The organism is Mycobacterium paraffinicum (assembly GCF_001907675.1).
Lineage (GTDB): Bacteria > Actinomycetota > Actinomycetes > Mycobacteriales > Mycobacteriaceae > Mycobacterium > Mycobacterium paraffinicum_A.
In genome coordinates, this window is record NZ_MPNT01000023.1 from 14,992 (window position 1) to 25,927 (window position 10,936).

Genomic DNA, 10,936 nt, shown 5'->3' on the forward strand with positions numbered 1-10,936 from the left:
GCCCGGGCCCCTTAGAACGCCGCCACGGCTTGCGGGTCGGCGCCGGAGGTTTCGGCGTTCGCACCGTACTTGCGGGCCGCCGCGAAACCGAGCTCGAGGTCGGCCAGGATGTCGTCGATGCCCTCGATCCCGACGGCCAGCCGCACCAGCCCCGGGGTGACGCCGGTGGCCAGCTGCTCCTGCGGGCTCAGCTGGGCGTGCGTGGTGGACGCCGGGTGGATCACCAGCGAGCGCACGTCGCCGATGTTGGCGACGTGGCTGTGCAGCTTCAGCGCGTTCACGAACGCCTTGCCGGCCTCGACGCCACCGGCCAGCTCGAAGGCCAGCACGGCGCCGGTTCCCTTGGGCGCCAGCTTCTTCGCCCGCTCGTGCCACGGCGAGCTGGGCAGCCCCGCGTAGTTCACCGACAGCACGCCGTCGTGACCCTCGAGGAATTCGGCGACGCGTTGCGCGTTGGCGACGTGCCGCTCGACGCGCAGGCTCAGGGTCTCGATGCCCTGGGCGACCAGGAACGCGTTGAACGGCGAGGCGGCCGACCCGAGGTCACGCAGCAGCTGCACCCGCGCCTTGAGCGCGTAGGCCGGCGGCCCGAGCTCGGCGAACACCACGCCGTGGTAGCTCGGATCGGGCGTGGTGAAGCCGGGGAAGCGGCCCTGCGTCCAGTCGAAGGTGCCGCCGTCGACGATCACGCCGGCGATCGCCGAGCCGTGCCCGCCGAGGTACTTGGTGGCCGAGTGCACCACGATGTCGGCGCCGTGGGAGAACGGCTGGATCAGGTAAGGCGTCGCGATGGTGTTGTCGACGATCAGGGGTATCCCGTTGGCGTGCGCGACGCCCGCCACCCCGGGAATGTCCAGCAGATCGATCTGCGGGTTGGAGATCGTCTCGCCGAAGAACGCCTTGGTGTTGGGCCGCACCGCGGCCTGCCAGGAATCCAGATCGTCGGGATCGTCGACGAAGCTGACCTCGATGCCGAGCTTGGCCAGCGAGTAGTGGAACAGGTTGTACGTGCCGCCGTAGAGCCGCGGGCTGGAGACGATGTGATCTCCGGCACACGCGAGGTTCAGGATGGCGAAGGTTTCCGCGGCCTGCCCGGAGCTCAGGAAAAGCGCGGCCACGCCGCCCTCGAGGGCGGCGATGCGCTGCTCGACGACGTCGGTGGTCGGGTTGCCGATCCGGGTGTAGATGTTGCCCGGCACCTCGAGCCCGAACAGGGCGGCGGCGTGGGTCGTGTCGTCGAACGTGTACGACGTGGTCTGGTAGATCGGCAGGGCGCGGGCGTTGGTGGCCGGGTCCGGGTGCTGGCCGGCGTGCACCTGCCTGGTCTCAAACGACCAGCTCGCGGTCGGATCGGCGTCGTCGTTGCTGGTGGCGCTGTTGTCGGGGCTCACGTGCGTTTGCTTTCTGCGTCGAGGCTGGCGAATCGGGTATCGGGGTGCTGGCGGCTGGGCGGCCGCGGGTTAGCAGCGAAACACGAGTCGACACATGAGCCGATCCGAAGGAGCTGAATATGTGCACATCACGTCTTCCCCTCTAGTCAGGGGTCCGTTATGGCGGACCCGCGCTTGCCGCGCAGCCTGTGGCTACTAGACCTGGTCATCACCCGGGGCACCCCACCGCGGTTGGAGGGTTGCCGGCCAGCAAGCCGGGGCTTGGTGCTGGCACTCATGACCAATACAAAGATTAGCTTACTGCGCCGACTGGATGCCAATGGCAGGTCGACACCTGCCCAAACGCCCTTGATAACGTGGCAGGAAGACCGCTGAGCCCCCAGAGATCTGACCGAATATTCGAGGATTTTGACGCCGGGAAGAGGGACCGTGAGCGCCGAACAGCCGACCGTCATCTACACACTGACCGACGAGGCGCCGTTGCTGGCGACCTACGCGTTCCTGCCGATCGTGCGCGCCTTCGCCGAACCGGCGGGCATCACGATCAAGACCAGTGACATCTCCGTGGCCGCCCGGATCCTCGCCGAGTTTCCCGACTACCTGACCGAAGAACAGCGGGTTCCGGACAACCTGGGCGAGCTGGGCGAGCTGACGAACCTGCCCGACACCAACATCATCAAGCTGCCGAACATCAGCGCCTCGGTGCCCCAGCTGATCGCCGCCGTCAAGGAGCTGCAGGGCAAGGGATACAAGATCCCGGACTTCCCGCAGAGCCCGAAGACCGACGAGGACTCCGAAATCCGCGCCCGCTACGGCAAGTGCCTGGGCAGCGCGGTCAACCCGGTTCTGCGGCAAGGCAACTCGGACCGCCGCGCGCCCAAGGCGGTCAAGGAGTACGCGCGCCGGCACCCGCACAGCATGGGGGAGTGGTCGCCGGCCTCGCGCACCCACGTGGCGACCATGCGGAAGGGCGACTTTTACCACGGCGAGAAGTCGATGACGCTGGACCGTGCGCGCAACGTGAAGATGGTGCTGGAGACCAAGAGCGGGAAGACCCTCGAGCTCAAGGGAAAGGTCGAGCTGCGCGACGGCGACGTCATCGACTCCATGTTCATGAGCAAGAAGGCCCTGGTCGAGTTCTACGAGGAACAGATGCAGGACGCCTACGAGACCGGCGTGATGTTCTCGCTGCACGTCAAGGCGACGATGATGAAGGTCTCGCACCCCATCGTGTTCGGCCACGCGGTCAAGGTCTTCTACAAGGACGCGTTCGCCAAGCACCAGGAGCTCTTCGACGAGCTCGGTGTCAACGTCAACAACGGATTGGTCGACCTCTACAACAAGATCGAGTCGCTGCCGGCGTCGCTGCACGAGGAGATCATCCGCGACCTGCACGCCTGCCACGAACACCGCCCCGAGCTGGCGATGGTCGATTCGGCCAAGGGCATCACCAACTTTCATTCCCCCAGTGACGTGATCGTGGACGCGTCGATGCCGGCGATGATCCGCGCGGGCGGCAAGATGTGGGGCGCCGACGGGCGGCAGAAGGACACCAAGGCCGTCAACCCCGAGTCCACCTTCTCCCGCATCTACCAAGAGATCATCAACTTCTGCAAGACCCACGGCCAGTTCGATCCGACGACGATGGGCACCGTGCCCAACGTCGGTTTGATGGCGCAGCAGGCCGAGGAGTACGGCTCACACGACAAGACGTTCGAGATCCCCGAGGACGGCGTCGCCAACATCGTCGACCTCGACACCGGCGAGGTGCTGCTGACCCAGAACGTGGAAACCGGCGACATCTGGCGGATGCCCGTCGTCACCGACGAGGCGATCCGGGACTGGGTCAAGCTGGCCGTCACCCGGGCGCGTAACTCGGGCATGACGGCGGTGTTCTGGCTGGACACCGAGCGGCCGCACGAGGTCGAGCTGCGCAAGAAGGTCAAGGCCTACCTCAAGGAACACGACACCGAGGGCCTCGAGATCCAGATCATGCCGCAGGTATGGGCCATGCGGTACACGCTGGAGCGCGCGATGCGCGGGCAGGACACCATCGCCGTGACCGGCAACATCCTGCGCGACTACCTCACCGACCTGTTCCCCATCCTGGAGCTGGGCACCAGCGCCAAGATGCTGTCCATCGTGCCGCTGATGGCCGGCGGCGGCATGTACGAGACCGGGGCGGGCGGTTCGGCGCCCAAGCACGTCCACCAGCTGCTCGAAGAGAACCACCTGCGCTGGGATTCCCTCGGTGAATTCCTCGCTCTGGGAGCGTGTTTCGAAGACATCGGCATCAAGACCGACAACCAGCGCGCCAAGATTCTCAGCAAGACGCTGGACGCCGCGATCGGCAAGCTGCTGGAGAACAACAAGAGCCCGTCGCGCAAGGCCGGCGAGCTCGACAACCGCGGCAGCCAGTTCTACCTGGCGCTGTACTGGGCGGCCGAACTCGCGCAATCCGACGACGAGGAGCTGCGCGAGCACTTCGCCGCGCTGGCCGACGAGTTGAGCCGCAACGAGGACACCATCGTGGCCGAACTCGCCAAGGCGCAGGGCGAGACCGTCGACATCGGTGGGTACTACTACCCGGACCGCGAGAAGACCACGGCAGTGATGCGGCCGAGCAAGACATTCAACGAAGCGCTGGACGCTTCGCATAGCTCGTAAGCTTCAAGCGCCGCGAGATAGGGAGTTGACCGATGTCCACCGACAAGATCAAGGTCAAGGGCCCGGTCGTAGAGCTCGACGGTGACGAGATGACCCGCGTCATCTGGAAGTTCATCAAGGACCTGCTGATCTTGCCGCATCTGGACATCCACCTGGACTACTACGACCTCGGCATCGAGAACCGCGACCGCACCAACGACCAGGTGACCATCGACGCCGCGTACGCCATCAAGAGGCACGGTGTGGGCATCAAGTGCGCGACGATCACCCCCGACGAGGCCCGGGTCTCCGAGTTCAACCTGAAGAAGATGTGGCTGTCGCCCAACGGCACGATCCGGAACATATTGGGTGGCACCATCTTCCGCGAGCCCATCGTGATCTCCAACGTGCCGCGCCTGGTGCCGGGCTGGACCAAGCCGATCGTGATCGGCCGGCACGCGTTCGGTGACCAGTACCGGGCGACCAACTTCAAGGTCGACAAGCCCGGCACCGTGTCGATCACGTTCACCCCGTCCGACGGCAGCGCGCCGATGGTGCACGAGGTGGTGTCCATTCCCGACGACGGCGGCGTCGTGATGGGGATGTACAACTTCAAGGAATCCGTCCGCGACTTCGCCCGCGCATCGCTGGCCTACGGCCTGAACGCCAAGTGGCCGGTGTACCTGTCCACGAAGAACACCATCCTCAAGGCCTACGACGGCATGTTCAAGGACGAGTTCCAGCGCATCTACGACGAGGAGTTCAAGGACAAGTTCGAGGCCGAGGGGCTGACCTACGAGCACCGGCTGATCGACGACATGGTGGCCGCCTGCCTCAAGTGGGAGGGCGGCTACGTGTGGGCCTGCAAGAACTACGACGGTGACGTCCAGTCGGACCTCGTCGCGCAGGGCTACGGATCACTGGGGCTGATGACGTCGGTGCTGATGACCGCCGACGGGAAGACGGTCGAGGCCGAGGCCGCGCACGGCACCGTCACCCGGCACTTCCGCCAATACCAGGCCGGCAAGCCGACGTCGACGAACCCGATCGCCTCGATCTTCGCCTGGACGCGCGGGTTGCAGCACCGCGGCAAGCTGGACGACACCCCCGAGGTGATCGAGTTCGCGCAGACGCTCGAGGACGTGGTCGTCTCCACGGTCGAGAGCGGCAAGATGACCAAGGACCTGGCCGTCCTCATCGGGCCCGAGCAGGACTGGCAACAGAGCGAGGAGTTCCTCAACTCGATCGCCGAGAACCTGGAGAAGAAGCTGGTCAGCTAGCCGAGGGGTTGGCGCCCCGGCTCTCCGCCTTGCACTCGTCGAGGAACGCGATGATCAGATCGGCGACGCGCTCGGGCGCCTCGAACATCGGGATGTGCCCCACGCCGTCGAGCTCGGTGACCTGGTGGTCGTCGGGCAGGTGAGTGGTGAAATGCCTGCTGAACCGGGGCGCGGGCACGATCCGGTCCTTTTCGCAGATCACCAGGTGCGCCGGGACGGCGTTTTCGGCCAGCTCCTGCAGGCCGTGCAGCAGCAGCGACTTGACCAGCAGCTGGAAATAGGCGGGGCAGTGGGCGACGTCGTCGATGCAGCCGAGCAGCTGCTCGTCGGTGACCCCGTCGGGCCGTGCGCTGATCGCGTAGGTGGCCAGCTGACGGCTGAACGGCAGGCGCATCACCTTCGGGCCGAACAGCCAGGCCAGCACCAGCAGCGGAATGCCCAGGATGAACTTGGCGATCACCTCGAATTTCGCCGGGCTCCATCGCGTCCACCCGCCGGCGGGGGCGATGCCCATGACGCTGCGGGCCCGCCCCCGCCGCTCGAGTTCGAACGCGACCCAGCCGCCCAGCGAGTTGCCGACGATGTGGGCGGTGTCCCAGCCCAGCTCGTCCATCTGCTGTTCCACATGGTCGGCCAGGACCGCCGAGGACAGGAACCAGGTTCCCGCCGAGGGCCCGCCGTTGTGGCCGGCCATCGTCGGGGCGAACACCTCATACCGTCCGGTGTCGGCCAACCGCCGGGCGACGTCCTCCCAGACCGCCTGCGACAGCAGGAACGGGTGCAGCAGCAGGACCGGCTCGCCCGAGCCGAGGTGGATCGGTGGTCGCGTCCCCGTGTTGCTGTTCGTCCGCTTGCTCCCCATATCGCCGACATTAAATGCGGTACCGCCGGTACCGCAAGCGAGCGCCCGCGGTGGGCCGGACACTCGGCGGCGGCGCGTGCCCGCTTGCGAGCGTGCGGCTGGCCGCACGCTCGGCGGCGAGGGTGAAGCTGGCCGCACACTCGGCGGCGGCGCGTGCCCGGCAAGGCCCGCGTGAAAAGATCGGTGCATCATGAGCACCGCCACCGGATCCGGCCGGATTTTCTCCGGCGTACAGCCCACCTCCGATTCGCTCCATCTGGGGAACGCCTTGGGTGCCATCGCCCAGTGGGTCGGGTTGCAGGACGACCACGAGTGCTTCTTCTGCGTGGTCGACCTGCACGCCATCACCGTCCCGCAGGATCCCGAGGCGCTGCGCCGCCGGACGCTGGTCACGGCCGCCCAGTACCTGGCGCTGGGCATCGACCCCGCGCGCAGCACCATCTTCGTGCAGAGCCACGTGCCCGCTCATTCCCAGCTGGCCTGGGTGCTGGGCTGCTTCACCGGCTTCGGGCAGGCCTCGCGGATGACGCAATTCAAGGACAAGTCGGCCCGCCAGGGCGGCGACTCCACCACCGTGGGCCTGTTCACCTATCCGGTGCTGCAGGCCGCCGACGTCCTGGCCTACGACGCCGAGCTGGTTCCGGTGGGGGAGGACCAGCGCCAGCACCTGGAGCTGGCACGCGACGTGGCGCAGCGGTTCAACAGCCGGTTCCCCGACACCTTCGTGGTGCCCGACCTGCTGATCCCCAAGGTCACCGCCAAGATCTACGACCTGGCCGACCCGACGTCGAAGATGAGCAAGTCCGCGGCCACCGACGCCGGCCTGATCAACCTGCTCGACGATCCCGCCGCCTCCGCCAAGAAGATTCGCTCGGCGGTCACCGACAGCGAGCGTGAGATCCGCTTCGACACTGAGGCCAAGGCCGGGGTGTCGAACCTGCTGACCATCCAGTCGGCGGTCACCGGGGTGGGCATCGACACGCTCGTCGAGGGTTACGCCGGACGCGGTTACGGCGACCTCAAGAAGGACACCGCCGAGGCGGTCGTCGAGTTCGTCAGCCCGATCAAGGCCCGCGTCGACGAATTGCTTGCCGACCCAGCCGAATTGGAGGGCGTGCTCGCGGCCGGGGCACAGCGCGCCGAGGATGTCGCCGGCAAAACCGTTAGGCGGGTCTACGATCGGCTGGGGTTCCTTCCGCAGCGAGGATGAGTTCATCATGGGCGAGCCGGCCAAGGCAGGCATCCTCGACCGGCTGCGGGCCCGGCACGGCTGGCTCGACCACGTCATCCGCGCCTACCAGCGCTTCGACGACCGCAACGGCGGGTTCTTCGCGGCCGGCCTCACCTATTACACGATCTTCGCGTTATTCCCTTTGCTGATGGTCGGTTTCGCGGCCTTCGGGTTCATCCTGGCCCGGCGGCCGGAGCTGCTGAAGACGATCGACGGCCACATCCGGTCCCAGGTCACGGGCGCGCTGGGGGACCAGCTGCTGGACTTGATGAACTCCGCGATCGCCGCGCGGGCGTCGGTGGGTGTCATCGGCCTGGCCACCGCGGTCTGGGCGGGTCTGGGCTGGATATCGCACCTGCGGCAGGCGTTGACCGAGATGTGGTGGGAGGAGCGCATCGAGTCACCGGGCTTCGTGCACAACAAGTTGTCCGATCTGTTGGCCATGCTGGGGACGTTCGCGGTGATCATGGCCACCGTCGGTCTGACCACCATCGGCCATGACGCACCGTTGGCGGCGTTGCTCAAATGGCTTGGCATACCGCAACTGGTGGTGTTCGACTGGTTCTTCTGGCTGCTGTCGATCGTGATCTCGACGGCGGTGTCGTGGTTGCTGTTCGCATGGATGATCGCCCGGCTGCCGCGCGAGAAGGTCAGCCTGGCCGATTCGATGCGCGCCGCGTTGATGGCGGCGGTCGGGTTCGAGCTTTTCAAGCAGGTGGGATCGCTGTACCTGCGGGTGGTGTTGCGCAGCCCCGCGGGCGCGACCTTCGGGCCGGTGCTGGGTCTGATGGTGTTCGCCTACATCACCTCCTATCTCGTGCTCTTCTGCACGGCGTGGGCGGCGACGGCCTCCGGTCAGCCGCGCACCCGTCACGTCGCGCCGCCCCCGCCCGCGATCATCGCCCCGCGTGTGCAACACGACGACGGGATCGGCACGCGTCAGACGCTGACCGCGATGGCGATGGGAGCCGTTGGGGCGCTGGCTCTTTCGCGCCTAACGCGGCGGCCGCGTTAGCCGGCCGCCCGCCAACGGCCGGCGACCATGACCGCCGCCACCCGCAGATCACCGTCCAGCACAACAAGATTCGCGTCATAACCGGCGCGCAGGCGGCCGACCCGCTCGAGGCCGAGCGCCCGCGCCGGGGTCCCCGAGGTCGTCAGCGCCGCGGCGGCCAGCCCCGCGTCGGCGTTGACGTTGCGAAAGAGCCGGTCCATCGTGGCGGTGCTGCCCGCGATCGTCGACGTCCCGCGCACCCGTGACACCCCGGAGACGACGTCGACGGCCACCGCGCCGAGGCGAAACGCCCCGTCCACGCGGCCCGCCGCGGCGATGGCGTCGGTGACCACCGCGACCCGGTCGGGCCCGGCGGCCGCGAGGACCGCGCCCACGACGGACGGGTGCACGTGCACGCCGTCGGCGATCAGCTCGACGGTCACGTTCGGGTGGCGGAGCAGGGCGAGCGCCGGGCCGGGCTCGCGGTGGTGCAGCGGCGGCATCGCGTTGAACAGGTGGGTGCCGACCGTGGCGCCGAGCGCGATGGCGTGTTCTGCCTGCTCGTAGGTGGCGTCGGTATGCCCCAGCGCCACAACGACTCCGGCGTCGCGAAAGCGCCGGACCGCATCGTCGGCGCCGGGCAGCTCGGGGGCCAGCGTTACCATCCGGATCGCGCCGCCGCCCGCGGCCAGCACGGCGTCGATCTCGGCCGGATCCGGGGCGCGCAGGTGGGCGGGGTCGTGCGCCCCGCAACGGGCCCGGCTCAGCCACGGCCCCTCCAGGTGGATGCCCGCGACGGTGCCCTGCCGGGCGGCTTCGGCGAGCGCGCGCACGCCGGCGAGCAACTCCGCCGGCGAGGCGGTGACCAGGCTGGCGAGTGTCGTCGTGGTGCCGTGCCGCAGGTGGAATTCCGCCGCACCGGCGATGGCGCCTCCGTCGGTCGGGCCGTCGGTGTAGGACGCCCCGCCGCCGCCGTGCACGTGCATGTCGATGAAGCCGGGCACCACGGTGCCGTCGGGGAAGTTCGCGTCGGCCGGGCGGGGTGGCGACCCGGCGCCGCAACCCACGATCCGCGGCCCGTCCGTCTCAAGCCATCCCGGCCGGCGGACCCACCCGTCGAGCACCATCGTGCCCGCGGCGATCAGTCCCATCGGCCGCCGTTTTCCCAGAAGTGCCGGATCTCCTCGAGCCGGCGCCCCTTGGTCTCCGGCGCGTACCGGTAGACGACGACGAACGCGACCGCCGCCAGGGACGCGAACACCGCGAAAGTCCCCGCGCCGCCCAGGGAATGCAGCATGGTGAGGAAGACGGCGGCGATGATCGCGTTGGCCACCAGGTTCGAGGTGAGCATCGTGCTCGATCCGATGGACCGCAGCCGGGACGGGAAGCTCTCGCTGGCGTACACCCAGCCCAGGGAGCCGAAGCCCATCGTGTAGCCGATGATGAACAGCACGATGCCGGCGAATCCGAGGACCGCGCCGCCGATGCCCCGCCCGAACACGGCCATCAGCACGACGTCGGCGGCGATCATCATGGCGATGCCGGACAACAGGATCGGGCGCCGGCCCAGCCGGTCGACCAGCAGCAGCGACACGCCCACGGCCGCCAGGCCGGCGACCTGAACCAGGGCGGGCAGCGCCAGCAGCGCGAAGTTCCCGGTAAAGCCCATGGCCTGGAAGATCCGTGGGCTGTAATAGATGATCGCGTTGATGCCGGTGATCTGGATGAGAAAGCCGAGCGTGATGACGAAGGCGGTGGCGCGCGAATACGGCGGCCGCAGCATCTCCGACCAGCCGCCGCCCCCCTCGTTCAGCGCGCGGCCGATCTCGGCGAGTTCCTCGTCCACCTGGGCGGTGGGCTCGACGCGCAGCAGCGCCCGGCGGGCCTCGTCGAGCCGGCCCTTGAGCACGTACCACCGCGCCGTGTCGGGCGCGCGAATCAGCAACGGCAGCAACGCGATCGCGGGCACGGCGGCCAGGCCCAGCATCCAGCGCCAGCTGTGCGACCCGGCGAGCAGGTAGCCGGTCAGGTAGCCGACGATGAGACCGCTGACGATGGCCAGCTGATAGGCCGTCAGCAGCGAGCCACGCACCGCGGTCGGGGCGGACTCCGCCACGTACACCGGCACCACCACCACCGCCACGCCCAGCGTCAGGCCCAGCAGGAGCCGGGCCGTCAACAGCATCGGCAGGGACACCGACAGCGCGCCCAGGAGAGCGAACGCCGCGTAGGCCACCAGCAGCAGCACCACCGACTTCTTCCGCCCGATCGCGTTCGCCAGCACGCCCGCGCCGAGCGCCCCGGCGATCTGCCCGATCACGACCATCGTCGTCAGCAGTTCCTGTTGCCGCGTGGACAGCCCGAAGTCCTCGGTGACGTAGAGCTGCGCGCCGGCGATGATGGACAGGTCGTAGCCGTAGACGAGGCCGACGCTCGCGGCCGTCGACGCGACCAGGAGGCCGCGCCGGGCGTTGGTCATCTGGGTGAGTTTAGTGTCGCGCTCCCAGCGCTTCCCGAGTGCTCACCGGGCGT

8 protein-coding genes and 1 riboswitch are annotated in these 10,936 nt (G+C 68.1%); of the genes, 4 read left to right on the plus strand and 4 right to left on the minus strand.

Annotated features, from left to right (window positions below):
* Nucleotides 1–11: 11 nt before the first annotated feature.
* A complete protein-coding gene (locus BRW65_RS21405; RefSeq protein ID WP_073878037.1) occupies nucleotides 12–1,391 on the minus strand; it encodes a bifunctional o-acetylhomoserine/o-acetylserine sulfhydrylase in 1,380 nt (459 codons plus the stop codon).
* Between the two features lie 165 nt (nucleotides 1,392–1,556).
* Nucleotides 1,557–1,673: riboswitch (SAM riboswitch) on the minus strand.
* Between the two features lie 147 nt (nucleotides 1,674–1,820).
* On the opposite strand from BRW65_RS21405, the gene BRW65_RS21410 reads away from it, so the two are divergent.
* Together BRW65_RS21410 and BRW65_RS21415 are read left to right on the plus strand one after the other, a co-directional pair.
* Nucleotides 1,821–4,058 (plus strand): NADP-dependent isocitrate dehydrogenase, encoded by a 2,238-nt coding sequence (locus BRW65_RS21410; protein WP_073878039.1) that lies wholly within the window; start codon nucleotides 1,821–1,823, stop codon nucleotides 4,056–4,058.
* 32 nt (nucleotides 4,059–4,090) lie between these two features.
* The gene (locus tag BRW65_RS21415) at nucleotides 4,091–5,317 is read left to right on the plus strand and encodes an NADP-dependent isocitrate dehydrogenase (RefSeq protein ID WP_073878041.1); all 1,227 of its coding nucleotides are present in this window, start codon (nucleotides 4,091–4,093) and stop codon (nucleotides 5,315–5,317) included.
* Here BRW65_RS21415 and BRW65_RS21420 read toward each other — a convergent pair.
* A complete protein-coding gene (locus BRW65_RS21420) occupies nucleotides 5,310–6,107 on the minus strand; it encodes an alpha/beta fold hydrolase (RefSeq protein WP_073878150.1) in 798 nt (265 codons plus the stop codon). The two genes, BRW65_RS21415 and BRW65_RS21420, sit on opposite strands and share 8 nt — an antisense overlap.
* Before the next feature lie 262 nt (nucleotides 6,108–6,369).
* On the opposite strand from BRW65_RS21420, the gene trpS reads away from it, so the two are divergent.
* Nucleotides 6,370–7,389, plus strand: a complete 1,020-nt coding sequence (trpS, locus tag BRW65_RS21425; protein ID WP_073878043.1) for a tryptophan--tRNA ligase — start codon at nucleotides 6,370–6,372, stop codon at nucleotides 7,387–7,389.
* Between the two features lie 7 nt (nucleotides 7,390–7,396).
* Nucleotides 7,397–8,425 carry an inner membrane protein YhjD gene (yhjD, locus tag BRW65_RS21430; protein WP_073878045.1) on the plus strand — a complete coding sequence of 343 codons (1,029 nt, stop codon included), beginning with the start codon at nucleotides 7,397–7,399 and terminating at the stop codon, nucleotides 8,423–8,425.
* Here the strand turns inward: yhjD and nagA are convergent.
* Both nagA and BRW65_RS21440 read right to left on the minus strand, forming a co-directional pair.
* Entirely contained in the window at nucleotides 8,422–9,555 is a 1,134-nt protein-coding gene (gene nagA / locus BRW65_RS21435) for an N-acetylglucosamine-6-phosphate deacetylase (protein ID WP_073878047.1), read from the minus strand. The genes yhjD and nagA overlap by 4 nt on opposite strands.
* Nucleotides 9,546–10,883, minus strand: coding sequence for a sugar porter family MFS transporter (locus BRW65_RS21440; protein ID WP_073878049.1), 1,338 nt, complete (start codon nucleotides 10,881–10,883; stop codon nucleotides 9,546–9,548). The genes nagA and BRW65_RS21440 overlap by 10 nt, the downstream gene beginning before the upstream one ends.
* Nucleotides 10,884–10,936 lie beyond the last annotated feature (53 nt).

What these genes read in the sequence shown, in the direction of transcription:
- BRW65_RS21415 (WP_073878041.1), top strand. Translation starts at nt 4,091, where the DNA reads ATGTCCACCGACAAGATCAAGGTCAAGGGCCCGGTCGTAGAGCTCGAC.
- trpS (WP_073878043.1), top strand. Translation starts at nt 6,370, where the DNA reads ATGAGCACCGCCACCGGATCCGGCCGGATTTTCTCCGGCGTACAGCCC.
- yhjD (WP_073878045.1), top strand. Translation starts at nt 7,397, where the DNA reads ATGGGCGAGCCGGCCAAGGCAGGCATCCTCGACCGGCTGCGGGCCCGG.
- nagA (WP_073878047.1), bottom strand. Translation starts at nt 9,555, where the DNA reads ATGGGACTGATCGCCGCGGGCACGATGGTGCTCGACGGGTGGGTCCGC.
- BRW65_RS21440 (WP_073878049.1), bottom strand. Translation starts at nt 10,883, where the DNA reads ATGACCAACGCCCGGCGCGGCCTCCTGGTCGCGTCGACGGCCGCGAGC.